This window comes from Novosphingobium guangzhouense (assembly GCF_002896965.1).
GTDB classification, from domain to species: domain Bacteria; phylum Pseudomonadota; class Alphaproteobacteria; order Sphingomonadales; family Sphingomonadaceae; genus Novosphingobium; species Novosphingobium guangzhouense.
The window spans coordinates 125,288-140,020 of the sequence record NZ_LYMM01000084.1 but is presented as its reverse complement, the minus strand read 5'-3'; the positions used below and the strand labels follow the sequence as shown (position 1 = coordinate 140,020).

The following is a 14,733-nucleotide window of genomic DNA, read 5'->3' as shown; positions in this document are numbered from 1 at the left end:
TAGAGGTCGTTCGGACGGCGACCGGCGCTATCTCGTCGCCTGCTGGAATTACGCGCCCGCTGCTGACTGAACGTCACCCGGCGCGTAGCCGCGCTTGTAAATCAGGGAGTTGCGGGTGAACTCCATCACCATTTTACCGTCCTGATTGAAACCACGCGTGCGCGTGGTGACGATACCCTGCGTGGGACGGGATGCGGAATCGCGCACGTTCAGCACTTCGGATTCGGCGTAGAGAGTATCCCCGGCGAAGACCGGATGGGTCAGCTTGATGTCGGTCCAGCCCAGGTTGGCGGGCGACTTGCCGCTGACGTCATTGACCGTCATGCCCAGCACAATCGCCAGGGTCAGGCCGCTGTTGACCAGCAACTTACCGAATTCGCTCTCCTTCGCGAAATGCGCGTCGCAATGCATCGGATGGTAGTTCATCGTCATCAACGAGAACTGGATGTTGTCTGCATCAGTGATCGTTCGACCGGGGCGATGCTCGTAGATGTCGCCGACAGTGAAATCTTCCAGATAGCGGCCATAGCTGGCGCGGTATCGGTTCTCACCGACCTTCTGCGCGGTCAAGGTCATGTTATCGACTCTCCTTGTATGTTTGTCCGGACATTATCACAGACATGCCTTGGCGCAAGCGTCTGAACGTTAAAAAGCGACTTCGGCGCGTGCGGCGATCGTGTTGCCGGAATCCTTGCCGAGGTACGATCCGGTAAGGTTGTTGGTTTCCCAGTGGATGCCGTCGAGCATCAGGCGAAAGTAGTTGGTGAGATACCAGTTTACGCCTGCGGTTGCGGCCCATCCGGTGCCGCCCAGCGGTGCGCCGGAACTGTCCTGATGCTCGTAGCGAGCAACCAGTTCGATGCCGCCCGATCCGCCTTCGGTGATCGGGTTAAGCACCTTGGGTGCTACGTAGGTGCCGCTGACCGAAGTGTAGGTAGGCTTCTCCCCCGTCAGCCAGAAGCCACCATTCACGGAAAGTGTCTTGAACTTCGCCGTGTCGAAAGCAGCCGCCGGACCGCCTTTGACGTGGCGCTCGCCATATTCGGAGAAGGCGTAGACCGGGCCATATACGCCGCCAAACTCGACACCGAACGCTTTAGATCCAGTAGCGCCGTTGAGCGTCGCGACATTCACCTGTACGCTGTTGTTGAGCGCGCCCGAGATGAACTGGTTGACCGACACGGATGCCGTTGCGGCGGGAATGTGCTCGGAATAAGCCCAGCCGCCGACATGGACGATGGCCTTGTCGGTCAGGACGGGATTCCAGTGCGCGCGGCTGAGGAACATGCGGTGGTCGTTGCGGGTGAAGTCCGAATCCAGCGCATCGCCGTGAACCGCAACGCTCCAGTGCCAATTCTTCTGCCCTGCCCTTGCGGCGATCCCCATAAGGTAGGCCCGCCCACCCTGGGTCGCCAGTGCGATCGTGTTAATGTTGGTTGTGATGAAAGGGTTCGCCGTAGCCGCGGTGCCGATGTCGATGCCGCGATCCGTAATGAGATTACCCGCGCGGATGTCGGCATTAACCTTTCCGAACTTGGTCTTATAGCCCAGAAATGTGTTCACGACTTCCACTGAGTTACGACGGAAATCCGCCTCGAACTGGTAGAACAGGTGGTCGCCCACCGTGCCAACGCCGCCAAAGCGGAACTGGCGCAGGGTCGAGACGGTGATGTTACGCCTGTCGTAGTCAGATCCACTGGTGGAAGAAATATCGGCCAGGATGCGCCCGCGCGGCTTGAAGGTGAAGTTGCCGTCCTTGCTGGAGAAGACCGGTGCACCGCGACTCCAGTCGACATTGAGGTCGGCCGGGATGTTGACGCCCCCGGCGCCGTCCTGGACTTGTGCGTTACCGGCCTCTACCGCCGCAACCTTGGCCTCTGAAGCCGTATTATTCCGCGCGGGCGGCGGCGGCGTGCCGGACTGCGCTGCGAGTTGACCGGGGGTGGAGCGCGTCGATGGCACTGGTGCCGTCACCGGCTCCCCTGCCTTGGCCTTTGCGCTAGCCAGCAGGGCATCTGCCTTTTCCCTAGTGATGAGTTTGTTGGCAACCATCTCGTCGATCAATGCCACCAGGGTCCGATATGTCGTGTCAGCCTCCGGCGCCGACTGCGCCAAGGCATATTGTGGCGCTACCGATAGAAAGACGCTGGAAATTAAAATGGCATGACGTACCCGCATCAAATCATCCTCTGTCGAGTTCGCCCGTCTGTGCGGGCTGAGAGGGGCCGTCATTGCCGATGTGAGACAGATTGTAAATTGTCCGTACAAACATTTTATGTAAGTTCGGATGAGATGGGTGCGGATTGCGCCCGGAGCCCCAAAGATGCCTCGGACGCGCGCTGGCTGGCCCGATATGGCACATCCCTTAAATGCGATTGCGCACCGAAGTGGGACGTCGAATGCGAAGCAATCCGCGGACGACCGCGTCTGATGGCTTAAAAATAGAACTCGACAGGCACGGTTAGTTCGATTTCGCGGCCGACCACATCGTCGGGCGGCGCCGGCAATGGGGATGTCCGCTTAGGCAGCGCCAGTGCCTCACGGTCAAGTAATGCAAAGCCGGAAGACTCTTTCAGGGTCACGCTCAGGACCTGCCCCTGGCGGTTGACGGTGAAGCTCACCCACACCGCGCCTTGCTGCCTGCGTGCGCGTGCCGAAGAGGGGTAAATCTTGCTGGCGTTGAGCCGAGCCAGGACCCGCGCATGCCAGGTTTCGGGAGCTTCACTTCTGCCGCCCGGACGTGGCTTCTGTGCCGGCGGCGGAGCGCTTTCAGGAAGGACCGCTGCGGCAACCTTGGGCAATTGCGACGGTGCGGGCTTCGGGGAGACCGGACTTTGCAGCGCGACAAGCGGACGTGGCGTGGACTCGGGCACGGCCTGCGGAACAGGAGGCGACTTCTCTGACACTTCCTGTTCCTGCAGGACCGGCTCATCGTGTTGCGGGGCCGGATCCGCCACGTCAAAGGTTGCAACATGCGGCGCTGCAGGGGCACCTTGCGTCACCGTATGCCAACTCAGCAGAGCGATGCATAGCGGGGGCAGGCAGAAGACAAGCGCCGTCAATGCCAGCGCGAAACCGCGCTGCCGTTCGGGGCGATAGCCCCTTACGACGATGACTGTTTCCCCTCCCGCCCCCGTGCGCATCAACATAGTGTCAATACCGCGCCCGCAGCGTGCCGATCACGCGGCGCGGCGTTCCTGGGTAAAGGTTGTTGTCGCCCTGCACCGCCTCCACGAAGAAGCGATCGGCAAGATTCTCTGCATTGACCGAGACTTCCCAATGTTCATTGAACGCGTAGCGAATGGATGCATCGAACGTTTCGTACCCGGCGATAGAGAAGCGATTGTCGAGATCGACTTCACGCTTGCTGACCACGCGGATGCCACCGCCAAGTGTAAGGCCCTTCATCGTCCCCGACGAAAAGCCATAACTCGTCCAGAGTCGGCCACTGAAAGCCGGCACGCCGTTCAGGCGATTGCCCACCGCAAAGGTATTGTCCCGCGTGATTTCAGCATCGAGATGGCTGGCATTGGCGATTATATTCCAGCCCGGCAGGATTTCGCCAGTCAGGTCGATCTCCAGGCCGCGCACCCGCTGCTCCCCCGTCAGGATCGAGAAGTCGGGATTATCCAGATCCTCCGTTGCAACATTCTGCTTGGTAATCTGGAATGCCGCGGCGGTAATCGACAGGCGATCCAGAATATCCAGCTTCACGCCTGCTTCGTACTGCTCGCCCTTTTCGGGATCGAGCAGCGTGCCATCAACCAGTTGCCCCTGCTGTGGCTGGAAGCTTTGCGTATAGCTGGCATATAGCGAAACGGACGCACTGGGTTGATAGACTAGGCCGGTGCGGAAGGTCAGCGCGTTATCGTGGGTCGGTGTCTCGCTCTCGTCAAGCCTGTCCCACGTATATGAACGGGCACGGTCATAGCGAAGCCCGGCCAATGCTTTCCACTTCTCGCCCAGGGCAATCTGGTCCTGAAGGTAGAAGCCCCAGTTGCGGCCTTCGTAATCGTAGATGTTGTTGACCGTGGCTACCGGCGTCGGCGTTACGCCATGGATCGGCTCGACCATGTCGATCGAGGAGATGTTGGCCCGGGCGGACCAGAACGCGAAATCCCCGCGATTGTGCTCGACACCTGCCATGATGCGATGTTCCAGCGGGCCGGTGAAGGCATCCGCCAGTGCCTCGAATCGCATTGTCAGGTCTTTCGAATCCTCGGTTCGGTTGGTGATGCGCCTGCGCACCATGCCATCTGCGATCCCCTGCAGGTCGACCGCATTGCTGTCGGTTACCAGCGCATCGGTGTACCGCCCGGTGAAGCGCAGCATCAGCCACGGATTCATCTGCCGCTGTGCGGCAAGCCCCAGCACCAGTTTCTCAGCGCCGGTGGTAGACCAGTTCTCACCGTAATAAGTGCGCGCATCGTGAACGTAGTTGCCGTCGTCATCCGCGATCAATCCGCGATCAAAGGGCACCTTCTGATCGACGTAGTCTGCGGTCAGATCCACTTGCGTCAGGCCATCGGGTTGCCAGCGCAAGGCGGCAGCGCCAAAGGCACGCTCGCTCTTACGGGCCCCATCGCGAAATCCGTTGCTTGTCTGGATGGCGCCAGTCGCCCGCGCTGCCAGCGTGCCTGACGCATTGAGGGGACCGGTTACCGACATTTCGCCGCGATAGAAATCGAAGCTGCCGCCCTGGAAACTGCCGTCGAAGTGGAATTCTTTCGCAGGCGCACGGGTGACGATGTTGATCACGCCGCCCGGCTCGCTAAGCCCTACCATCACCGAAGCCGGGCCTTTCAACACCTCGACGCGCTCGACGTTGGCAAGGTCAAAGAAGGCTTCCGGCCGGTCCATGCCACTGGTCAGGGGAAAGCCGTTGATCGCATAGCGGGCGCTGACAAAGCCGCGGATGCTATATGTCTCGGCACGATTGCCTGCGGTGCCATTCAACTGAACGCTCGATACGTTCTGGATGACGTCGGTGAGGCGTACCGCCGCCTGATCCTCGATCACCACGCGTGGCACGATCTGGATGGATTGCGGCACGTCGCGGATGACGCTGTCGGTGCGGGTTGCCGTAGCGCTCAGCGTAGCGCGATAGCCGGGAACCGGGCCTGTCGCCGTCTCGATGACATCGCTGTTCGCGCTGCGTGCACCCTGTCCCTGCACCCGGACTGGGCCCAGCACCGTTCCGCCCGGCGAAGCCTCAGCCCCTTGAGGCGCACGAACCAGACGAACCGCTCCACTGCCGGTCTGCCGATATCCAAGCCCTGACCCGGCCAGAAGCACCGACAGTGCCTCCTGCGCAGAATAGGTGCCCGATACTGTGGCAGAAGTGCGCCCGGCGACATCGCCCGGCTCATAGCCTACCTGCATCCCGGCCTGCCGCATCCACGCCAGCAAGGCTCCTTCAAGCGGCTGCCCCGCGATGTCAAATGAACGCGCCTGCGCTCCTTGAGCCGCTGCCGCTTGCGGAACAATCACCCCAAGCGGCAGTGTGGTACTGGCCAGAAACCCCATGGCCAGACGTTTGGAAACCGAATTCATCTATTCCCCCGTAAAGCGGATCATGCCCCGCCTCCCGGAAGGACGCGGGGCGATATTGCAAGCGACTTGCAATATCGCGTCACAGGGTTTGACGTCCGGGCATGCCCGGCACCCAAGTTGAAAAACAAAAAATCTGCGGCAGAGTAAAAATTCAGCGCGTTGCGCGACGCAGCAGGAGCACTCCACCGGGCAGGCGGGCCAATTCCAGCCCCCGCATGGCAGCCAGAGTATCAAGCGCTTCGTCGGGCCGATCGGTGCGAAAACTTGCGCTTATCGGCTTGCTATCCGCAAGATTGGCCAGAATGAACACCGGCGCGCGGCGATAACGAGCCACGGCGCGTATTGCGGTTTCCAGCGACACTTGGCGCAGCAGCAATTCGCCTCGACGCCAGGTGCCGATCCGATCAACGGGCAGTCCGTTCAGCAGTACCGCTTGTCCACCAGCCCCAAACCGCGCTCGCTGACCTGCATGAAGGACAAGCGGCCTGTTACTTTCAAGCGCCACCGCGCCCTCGGTCACGCCCACGCGCGAATAAGCTTCGGTATCGTCTACTTCAAACGCCGTACCAATGTCACGCACCGTGCCACCGGCAGTGTCTACCCGAAACGGCCGTGTATCGCCGTGACGCACCGTAAACCAGGCTCGCCCTTTCAGCAGCCTGATTTTGCGCCCGCCCCTGCCGTAATCGATCGAGATCGCACTGTCGCTGTCAAGCACGGCCTGAGAACCATCACGCAGAGCGACGTGCCGGATCTCGCCTGGAGCGCTGATGGCATCGGCATTCAGCCACACATAAGCTGCTGGCCCAGCCAACCAGACAATCGCGACTGCTGCGGCAGCAGAAAACAGCACAGAACCTCGCCCCCACTTTGCGGATCGGGCCCCCGGCACCACGCCTACTTCCGGGTCAGCCGCGAAGGCGCTCTCCAGCGAAGCAAGGTCCTGCCAGCACTGCCTTTCGTGCAGAAATGCAGCCCGGTTGCGCGGGTCGGCAGCGCTCCAGTGGCTCAATTCGTCCAGTTCTGCCGCCGTCATGTCGCCTGACGCCAGCCGCACCACCCATGCCCGCGCCCTCTCGCCGCGCGTTTCGGCAGTGTCGTTCCCCTGCACCGTCATGATGGTCCTGATCGCTCCGCCCATGATATTGCCTAGACGCACGGGCGGCGGCGCCACCCAACCCGTCAGTTGTTAAGACCTACTACGCCGCCGGATCGTACCCGTCACGCGCGGCAGCCAACGCTTCAAGCGCGCGACGTATATGATTCTCCACAGTCGTGGTGCTGATCGACAACCTTCGCGCGATGCCCTTGTGTGTTTCACCTTCAAAGCGATTAAGGCGGAAAATGGTGCGCGTGGGTTCCGGCAACGCAAGCGCCGCCTGACGTACCCGCTCCAGCACGCGCGCGGAATCCAGAATTCGATCCTGCCCGGGGGCATCATCGCTTTCAGTCAGAATACCCTGTACATCATCGGCCAGACGCCCACGCCGCTGTTGCGAGCGCCGCATATCGAACGCAAGGTTGCGCGCCAGCCGAAACAGATACGCGCGCTTGGACAGGATCGGCTGATCGTCCGTCAGCCCCTGTACCTTGAGCCACATCGACTGGACGACCTCCTCCGCATCGGCCGGGTTTCCGACAAGGCGCTCGGCCCTGCGAAGCAAGGCGTTGCGCTCGGCGATGATAAGGCTTGAAAGAGCAGCCGCATTTCCACTCATGCGCGCCCATTAATGCTATTGCGAAGGATATGCAATTCATCTGAATGTGTGGAAAACAGCGCCGGGTGGACGCTGCGCGGGACAAGCCTTCCATCAGGGTTCAATCGCAAACCGAATTTGTGCTGCAAGACTCCGAGAAGGGCGCGCTGGCACCAATCTCACCGCCCTCTGAAGGCCAGCATCTGGCCGAAGGAAGCAGTTTTTCGCTCAAACCCAATCCTTACGCCGCGCGGGTTAGGGCTCCGAGTTGCAGGTCATCAGCCAACTCCAGTGGCGGCAGCGGATTGCCTGTGAGCCCACTGACCATCGCGGCCTGAATCGTCGTGGCAGGCCAAAGCCTGGATAGCGGGCCAACGACGCAGTCGCGGATCAACGGCAGCAAGCGGCTGTCTGACTGATAGACCGGGGTGAACAGCGCCGTAAGCCACTGGTAGGTCAGCACATGGCGGCGGCGCAGTCTGATACCGTGCCGAACCCCTTCATCGACGCTGTCATGCTCCGCAAGGCCCTTCGCCAACGCCCAGGCGTCGAGCAAGGCCATGTTGGCGCCCTGGCCAAGCTGAGGGCTGGCCGAATGCCAGGCGTCGCCGATATGAGCCAGCGCCGGTTCCGCCGGCACCGCAAGAATTCGATGTGCATAGCGTGCGAATGTCAGTTGGTCGGGATCATGGATCTGATCAAGCAAAGGCATGCACTCAGGCCAGATCGCAGCAATCTGCGCCTTCCATGGCGACAGACCCGCCCGGCGCCAGTCCTCCAGGCGATCGGCACGAAGGGACCAGAAAAATGCGGCCTTGAAGGTCGTTTCGCCCGGCGGGGTTCCTATGGGCAGGACGCCTGCCATGATGCTTGCGCGTTGGTAACGCTGCGCAAGCGCATGGGGATCGAACCCGGCATCCTGCGGCCAGTCAAGGCTGGCCCACAGCGCTCCATAGGCCAGTTCCCGGCCGGTCGGCGGGGCCAGTGGCGTGCGCGTGCCAAGCGCGTCCACCACCAGATCATAGACATCGCTCGTGCCGCCATCGGCAAAGTTCAGCCTGCGCTTCGTCCCGACCAAGGCGCTCCCGACCAAAGTGTGTCCGGTGTGGATTACAATGCCCGAATGGCGAACTGCCTCGTGAAGGATCGCAAACAGGCTGGCGCGGTGGATGCCGATGCCGAACATGCCTGAGTGGCGCAGCGCGGAATAACGAACGTCGAGGACGACCCGCTTTCCAGCCTTGCCGAACAACCGATCAATGCGTGCACCGCGCGCCAGCGCGTCATCCAGCAATCCTATTCGAGAAAGGACTGCCATGCCCGTGGGCTGCAGCATCAAACCAGACCCTAGGGCCCGTGGTGTGTCGAAGCGCTCGAACAGTGTGACATGATGCCCCGCGCGACGAAACATCAGCGCCGTCGCCAGTCCGCATGGCCCACAGCCTGCAATCGCAATATTCAGCCCCCGCATAATGGGTCTCTAACGCAGTATACCGGCCCATCCAACAAGATTGCCGCAAAACCGGCATCGTGGAATGCGGGATGCTCGGCCGAAGCCCGCCGACGGCGACCGGACTATTCATCCAGATTGGACGAAAGTGTTCTCGCCGCCTTGAAAAGGCGGTCTGCGTGCTAGATCGAACCGTCCGCAGAACTCTGGTCGCCAAGACGCGATTGTGCTGCTACGGCCCTTGTTCTGGATCCAGAAACAGGCTCCGGGGCCTTGCGTGCTACGTTCACTCGCGAGGATAGATTTCTTCGGACGTAGCTTAAGGTATTAAGAATATGACATTCGACAGGGGAAATCGCGGCTATGGTCGCGACCGGTTCGGCGGTGGTGATGATCGCTGGGGCGGCGGCAACGATCGCTTCGGTGGTGGTGATCGCTTCGGCGGTGGCCAGCGCGGTGGCTTCGGTGGATCGCGCGGCGGTGGTTTTGGCGGCGGCGGTTCGCGTGGCGGTCCGGGCCAGGTCGTGGGTCAGGGCCGTGGAACGGTCAAGTTCTTCAACCCCGACAAGGGTTTCGGCTTCATCCAGCTTGAAGACGGCGGCGACGATGCATTCGTGCACATCAGCGCGGTGCAGGCCGCCGGCCTCGAAACGCTGGCGGAAGGGCAGCAGCTGGAATTCCAGCTGGTCGAGCGCAACGGCAAGGTTTCCGCATCCGAACTGACCATCGTTGGCGAAGTCATCGTCGCCGAACGTCGCGAGCGTGCTCCGGCTCCCGCTCAGCGCCAGTCGACTGGCGAGAAGGCCACCGGCACGGTCAAGTTCTTCAACGGCACCAAGGGCTTCGGCTTCATCGTCCGTGATGATGGCCAGCCTGATGCGTTCGTGCACATCAGCGCCGTCGAGCGCTCCGGCCTGCATGGCCTTGCGGAAGGTGATCAGTTGGAATTCGAGATCGAGATCGATCGCCGCGGCAAGGCGTCGGCCGTAAATCTGGTCCAGCGCTGACCAACCTGGCCATGGCCACCTTGCTTCAGGTGGCCATGGTTTCATCTCGTGCTTCAAATGCGCAAAAACAGGGCGGACCTGATCCGATCGGAACCGATACCCGCCCACAGTGCTTGAAACACAGACCCTAGACGTTTCATTTCTGGCTGATGACCTCGGAACCTAGCCTTGTCCTGGCGTAATCATCATGGGCAGGCCAATAAGACGACAATGGATAGCATGACCAACGACGATCGCAGCGGCGACAACGACTCTCCCCTTCTCGACCTGGACAAAGGTTCGGTCCAGCGCTTCATCGCGCGCGCCAAAAGCCAGGGCGTCATCACGGTCAAGGAGTTGAATGCCGCTCTGCCGCAGGACCAGATGACCACCGACCAGATCGAGGACATCATGGCCGCGATCTCGGAAATGGGCGTCAAGATCATCGAAAACGACGATGATGACGACGAGGACGGCGAGCAGGAAGGCGACGCCGAGGCCATCGATGGTCGCGATGATGATTCGGGTTCGGAATCCGATTTCGACGAAGGCAATTCCCGGCGCCGCCCCGGCGAGACCCGCAAGGCCGACACGGCCGCGCGATCCGACGACCCGGTCCGCATGTACCTGCAGGAAATGGGCGCCGCTGAGATGCTCAGCCGCGAGGGCGAGGCCGCCATCGCCAAGCGCATCGAAGCCGGCCGCGACATGATGATCATGGGGCTCTGCGAAAGCCCAATGACGTTCCACGCGATCATCGGCTGGTCCGAAGCGCTCAACAACGGCGACATGCAACTTCGCGAGATTCTCGATCTCGACGCGATGCTTTCCAAGGAGCCGCAGCCGGAGAATCTGGGCGAGGACGGTGAAGCCGACGGCGAGATTTCCGCTGCCACGGCCGGCCCTACCTTCAAGGACGATGACGATTCCGGCGAGGACAACTCGGAGGAAGTCGACGAGGACGGCAACCCGATCCCCAAGCGCAGGGTCGAGGACGATGAGGAGGACAACACCCTCTCCCTCAGCCAGATGGAAGCCGCACTTACGCCTGAGGCGCTGGAAAAGTTCGCGCTTATCACCGAACTGTTCCGCACCTTCGAACGCCTGCAGAGCGATCGCCTGGAAGCGCTGGCGCTGGGCATCGATTTCCCAGCCGCGAAGGAAGACCAGTACCTTCAACTGCGCGAGGATCTTACCGCGCAAGTGGAATCGGTGCAGTTCCATGCGACCAAGATCGAACAGCTGGTCGACAATCTTTACTCCTTCAACCGCCGCCTGACGACGCTGGGCGGCCAGATGCTGCGTCTGGCCGAACGTCATAAGGTGAAGCGTGCCGACTTCCTCGAAGCCTACACGGGCCGCGAACTGGACGACACCTGGGTCGCCGAAGTGGCCGGGAAGGACAAGAAGTGGGCTGCCTTCGCGGAAAACGAGGCTGGCCCTGCCGAGCGCATCCGCCTCGAAGTCTCGGACATCGCCACGGCCACCGGCATGGCGCTTCCCGAATTCCGCCGCATCGTCAACATGGTCCAGAAGGCGGAGCGCGAAGCGCGCATCGCCAAGAAGGAAATGGTCGAGGCGAACCTGCGTCTGGTGATCTCGATCGCCAAGAAGTACACGAACCGTGGCCTGCAATTCCTGGATCTCATTCAGGAAGGCAACATCGGCCTGATGAAGGCGGTCGACAAATTCCAGTATCGCCGCGGCTACAAGTTCTCGACGTATGCGACTTGGTGGATCAGGCAGGCGATCACCCGCTCGATCGCGGATCAGGCCCGCACGATTCGTATCCCGGTTCACATGATCGAGACGATCAACAAGCTGGTGCGCACCAGCCGTCAGTTCCTCCACGATCAGGGCCGCGAGCCTACGCCTGAGGAAATGGCCGAGAAACTCTCGATGCCGCTCGAAAAGGTGAAGAGGGTCCTGAAGATCGCCAAGGAGCCGATCAGCCTCGAAACGCCGATCGGCGATGAGGAAGACAGCAGCCTCGGCAACTTCATTCAGGACGAGAACGCCGTGATCCCGGTGGACGCGGCGATTCAGAACAACCTGAAGGAAATGATCACTCGCACGCTGGCATCGCTGACGCCGCGTGAAGAGCGCGTGCTGCGCATGCGCTTCGGCATCGGCATGCCGACCGACCACACTCTGGAAGAGGTCGGGCAGCAGTTCTCCGTAACCCGAGAACGTATCCGTCAGATTGAGGCCAAGGCACTGCGCAAGCTCAAACACCCAAGCCGTTCACGCATCATGAGAGCGTTCCTCGATTAAACGCAGTTCGCTCAACATCTGATCAAGTGCGGACGGCTGCACCGATCCCCGATATCGGCGGTGCAGGCGCTCTGTATTGAGAAGATCGGGTCCGAACCGCATTGGCTATAGGAAAACATCTCCGCTTTTGCCCGATTGTCTCACCGAGACGGATAGGGCCAAATTTTTCGTTTCGTGCGGGCAGCGTTGAAATTATGCGGAGTCTACAGCTGCCCCCGCACCAGGTTCCTCAAATTCGTCAGCCGGTCCATCGACCGGCTGCGAGGCGGCACGTCAAGCGATGTTCCTCAGGCTTTTCTCCGCCTCTTGCTGCATATTCTTCATTTGGACGTCGTTGATCGAGTCAAGCGTCGGCTCGATACCGCTGGTCGCCAGCACCGGTTCGCCGACGCGAACCACGCATGACATGCAGGCGCCGCTCAACTTCGTCTGCATTTCCTTGCTGAACACGCCATTTCGAAAGCCTTTTGCAGCGCCGGATGAAAGATTGGACTGACCGTACCTGCAACAGCACGCTTGCGGCTGAGGGCCTTGGATCGTCCGACTTCGGGGCTGCCTGCCTAGAAGAGAGTTCTGACACCACATTGACCTGAGGAAAGTGGATGCAGCTCCCTGACCAAGAACTGAGCCCACGGTCAGGTTGACTTCACATCCTCATGCCGATCGTCGCGAACAAAGTACGAGCCTGCCCCGGCACGACGCGTAGGGCGTTCCCAGCGGACTGGTCGTAGTTCCGATTGGTGAGATTGCGCACGGTAAGGCGCGCATAGGCACTGTGACCGCCTGCCACTTGCAGCGTATAGCCGGCGTTGAGATCGAACGTCGTATAGCTGTCCAGATGGAACGGCACCGTTGTCGAGCCATCTGCCGCTTGCGAAAGGCCGCCATAGCGTCGTCCGACATGATAAGCGCCCCCGCCCAACGACAGGCCTTCAAGTACTCCGCCGGGCCGATAGGACAGCGCGATGCTACCGGTGTGCTTCGCCACGTTGATGACGCTGTCGCTGAAGGTGCTCTGCGGATCACGGGCATCGGTATAGGCATAGGACACTATGGCGCTCAATCGGCGCGTAATTTCACCAACGAGATCAAACTCCACGCCGCGTGACGTCACTTTGTCGCGGGCCTCAGTGATCGTGTTGCCATCGCCGATATCGACCGTCTCCAGCACGTTGTTCTTGCGGATGTCGTAGACCGCCAGCGTGGTGGTGACGCCGGCGAACACCTGCGCCTTAACACCCGCCTCGTAGCTTCGGCTGCGCTCCGGCGGGAATGGACCGGAAGCGGGCTGGCTGCCCTCCGCCGGAACCGAGGGATTGGGCGCGAATGCGCGAGAGTAGCTGGCATAGACCGAGACATTGGGCTGGGGCTGATAGACAATCCCAAGGCGCGGCAGAAACGTGTCCGTTTCCGAGCGATCACTGATGTTGGAGCCGCTGCGCGTAAAGTCCTTGAACGTCTCATACCGCCCGCCAAACACCAGCGTCCAGGCGTCGTCCAGCATCACCAGATCCTGGACATACAGACCGATCGTCTTGTACCGGTCCACCGTCGACGAATTGGGCGTGACGGTCAGATTGGCGTAGTTCTGATCCAACAATCCATAGACCGGATCGAAGACATTGAAACCGCCCCGGCGCGGCGAGTCCACCTGAAAGCCGCGCAGGCTCTCGAACGTTTCGTAATCCGCGCCGAACAGCAGCTTGTGGCGCACACCCAACAGCCGCGCGTCACCGTGCAGGTTCAGCGAGAAGTAGTCGCGGTTGTCGTGCAGATCCCGGTTGCCATCCAGACTACGGATCAGCTCGCCGGTCGCCTGACCATCGGGACCGACGACCAGACTGCGCGGACGGACCTGCAGGTCCGAGCCGGACGTCCGCTGGATGGCGTACTTCGCTTCGACCCGCCAGCCGGGGGCAACGCCGTAAGCCAGCAGCACATTCCCTGAATGAAGCTTCTGCTTGAGCGTGGTGAACGCTTCGCCAAAGTAGCGGGTGGCGGGGGTATCAAGCCGCTTTCCGTTGTAATAGACCCGGCCACGATCGAACGGTTGGGTGCTATCGGTGTATTCGTAGGTCGCCAGCATGCTGAGGGCGCCACCGCTCCACGACAGGCTGGGCGCTATAAACGTGCGCTCTATGTCGTGGCCGTGCTTGCGCCAGTAATCGCTGTCTTCACGCTCGCCGATCAGGCGGAAGGCAAAACCGCCGCCCAGCGGACCGGTAACGTCTGCCATCTGGCGGTTCTGGCCGCGCGTGCTGAAATTGCCGCTGACGGTATAGTGGAAGGTGTCCAGCGGCTTTTTTGTGACAACGTTAACAAGGCCACCCGGCTCGAACCGCCCATAGAGCAGTGAGGCTGGCCCCTTAAGCACTTCCACCCGCTCGGTAGAGGCATTGAGCGCGCGAACCTGAACACTCAGGTAGCCGTCGCGCAGCACTGAGCCTTGCCCGCTTTCAAACCCGCGAATGATGAAATTGTCGCCAGTGTTGCCGAAGGAATTCGCCTCTGTGATACCGCTGACATTGCGCAGAACGTCGGTCAGCGTCTCAGCCGATTGCTCCAGAATTACCTGATTGGAAATCGCCGTGACCGACTGCGGTGTTTTAAGCACCGGTACGTCGATCTTCATGCCGGTGCTGGCATTCGTGATCCCGTAGAGGCTTTCGGAGCGCCCGTTAACGACGATAGCGTCATTCTCCTCTCCTTCCGCCCAAGCCGGGGTGGAGAGGATCGGAGCAGCCAGCACCAGTGACTTCAGAACTACAAACTT

11 protein-coding genes are annotated in these 14,733 nt (G+C 61.0%); 2 read left to right on the top strand and 9 right to left on the bottom strand.

Features of this window, described 5'->3' with window-relative positions; translation table 11 throughout:
• Window positions 1–48 precede the first annotated feature (48 nt).
• The 7 genes from A8V01_RS25135 to A8V01_RS25105 form a co-directional block, all read right to left on the bottom strand.
• Window positions 49–576 (bottom strand): MaoC family dehydratase, encoded by a 528-nt coding sequence (locus tag A8V01_RS25135; protein WP_103098990.1) that lies wholly within the window; start codon window positions 574–576, stop codon window positions 49–51.
• Window positions 577–645: 69 nt separating this feature from the next.
• Entirely contained in the window at window positions 646–2,052 is a 1,407-nt protein-coding gene (locus A8V01_RS25130) for an OprO/OprP family phosphate-selective porin (RefSeq protein ID WP_170066065.1), read from the bottom strand.
• A gap of 383 nt (window positions 2,053–2,435) precedes the next feature.
• Window positions 2,436–3,149, bottom strand: coding sequence for an energy transducer TonB (locus A8V01_RS25125; RefSeq protein WP_103098988.1), 714 nt, complete (start codon window positions 3,147–3,149; stop codon window positions 2,436–2,438).
• A 4-nt stretch (window positions 3,150–3,153) separates the two neighbouring features.
• Entirely contained in the window at window positions 3,154–5,553 is a 2,400-nt protein-coding gene (locus tag A8V01_RS25120) for a TonB-dependent siderophore receptor (RefSeq protein WP_103098987.1), read from the bottom strand.
• Between the two features lie 151 nt (window positions 5,554–5,704).
• Complete coding sequence (locus A8V01_RS25115; protein WP_103098986.1) at window positions 5,705–6,694, bottom strand: FecR family protein; 990 nt, start codon at window positions 6,692–6,694, stop codon at window positions 5,705–5,707.
• A 58-nt stretch (window positions 6,695–6,752) separates the two neighbouring features.
• Complete coding sequence (locus A8V01_RS25110; protein WP_103098985.1) at window positions 6,753–7,271, bottom strand: sigma-70 family RNA polymerase sigma factor; 519 nt, start codon at window positions 7,269–7,271, stop codon at window positions 6,753–6,755.
• A gap of 220 nt (window positions 7,272–7,491) precedes the next feature.
• Complete coding sequence (locus tag A8V01_RS25105; RefSeq protein WP_103098984.1) at window positions 7,492–8,721, bottom strand: FAD-dependent oxidoreductase; 1,230 nt, start codon at window positions 8,719–8,721, stop codon at window positions 7,492–7,494.
• Between the two features lie 314 nt (window positions 8,722–9,035).
• On the opposite strand from A8V01_RS25105, the gene A8V01_RS29605 reads away from it, so the two are divergent.
• Window positions 9,036–9,707 carry a cold-shock protein gene (locus A8V01_RS29605; RefSeq protein WP_103098983.1) on the top strand — a complete coding sequence of 224 codons (672 nt, stop codon included), beginning with the start codon at window positions 9,036–9,038 and terminating at the stop codon, window positions 9,705–9,707.
• A gap of 219 nt (window positions 9,708–9,926) precedes the next feature.
• Complete coding sequence (rpoD, locus tag A8V01_RS25095) at window positions 9,927–11,960, top strand: RNA polymerase sigma factor RpoD (protein ID WP_103098982.1); 2,034 nt, start codon at window positions 9,927–9,929, stop codon at window positions 11,958–11,960.
• Window positions 11,961–12,233: 273 nt separating this feature from the next.
• On the opposite strand, the gene A8V01_RS28830 is transcribed toward rpoD, so the two are convergent.
• Entirely contained in the window at window positions 12,234–12,395 is a 162-nt protein-coding gene (locus A8V01_RS28830) for a hypothetical protein (RefSeq protein WP_170066064.1), read from the bottom strand.
• A 211-nt stretch (window positions 12,396–12,606) separates the two neighbouring features.
• Complete coding sequence (locus A8V01_RS25090) at window positions 12,607–14,709, bottom strand: TonB-dependent siderophore receptor (protein WP_170066063.1); 2,103 nt, start codon at window positions 14,707–14,709, stop codon at window positions 12,607–12,609.
• Window positions 14,710–14,733: the final 24 nt, after the last annotated feature.